1 tRNA gene is annotated in these 1201 nt (G+C 24.1%); it reads left to right on the top strand.

Annotated elements, in window-relative coordinates:
- Positions 1-7: 7 nt before the first annotated feature.
- Positions 8-83, top strand: a tRNA-Ala gene (locus BUA48_RS15230).
- Positions 84-1201: the final 1118 nt, after the last annotated feature.

Below are 1201 nucleotides of genomic sequence, written 5' to 3'. Positions count from 1 at the left end.
CATATATGGGGGTATAGCTCAGTTGGGAGAGCACTTGCCTTGCACGCAAGGGGTCAAGGGTTCGACTCCCTTTACCTCCACCAAAACCACTCAATGATTTGAGTGGTTTTTTTACGTGTAAATTTAAGATAAGCATAAGCAAATTTTTAAGGAATAAGATAAGTACTATTTAATTTATAAAATATTTGTCTTCTATTCATAATTGGGACAGAAAGTCTTTGATTAACAAGCTTCTATGTAGATGATTATAAATATTCATGAGAGGTAAGAAAAATTAAATATATACATATTTAAGGGCATACTTAAGGTCAGATGTGAGATTAAGTATGCTCTTTCCGTCCATAATAGGGGTTAAATATATTAAAGGGAGAGAAGTAGCTTTAGTATAAGGTTTAATAGTAGAGTAGAATTGCTGTAATTAAAAGTTAGTATATTTGCTAAATCATATGTTTTGAATAAGTCTTATTTTAATCTAGCACAATTCAAAGATCTTTTTTAATATCAAGTAAGGGGAAAAAGATAACTATAGTTTCTAATAATTAAATGTTGAAGAGAAAGTAACTACAATAATTAATATGTATATAAATAATTCCATGATATATACTTTGTAATATTAAATCTACATTATGGTACTTCACTACATATTAAATTTTTTTATACTATAAAATATGAATGAAGCGTATTTTAATGCAAAATATATATGAATTATTTATATAGAGAAGTTAAGGAAATAAGGTCAGTATTACTATGAAAAAGTTAGAAGATTAATAAATAAAGTTAGAAAGTGAATATAATTATCACGTTAAATTAAGAAATAAATTAAAAAAACAAGAATTAAATAATGAGATTAAGGACTATTTAAGAAAATATTATAGAATAGAAATCAAATTCTAATAGAGTAAATACTGAAATTATAGCAATTTAATATATAATATACAAACAAAAGTAAGTATAAGCTTGGATATTATATGTATTAAAAACATAAAAATAGTAAATACTTATCCTAGTGTATCAATATGAGAAAAACATAATAAAATAGAGAAACTAAAAGAAAGAATAACATAATAGAAATTTATGTAGATTTAATATTATTTTGATGAATTTTCATATGATATTATATTACTTGTCGCTGAGAGGCACAGAGAAAAAACAACAAAAACTTAAGTCGAAAAACTTAAAAAAAGTTGTTGACAAATGATAT

It is taken from the genome of Clostridium collagenovorans DSM 3089, from assembly GCF_900130005.1.
GTDB lineage: Bacteria > Bacillota > Clostridia > Clostridiales > Clostridiaceae > Clostridium_D > Clostridium_D collagenovorans.
Note: the sequence above shows the minus strand (reverse complement) of the source record. Positions and strands in the feature narration are given on the sequence as shown.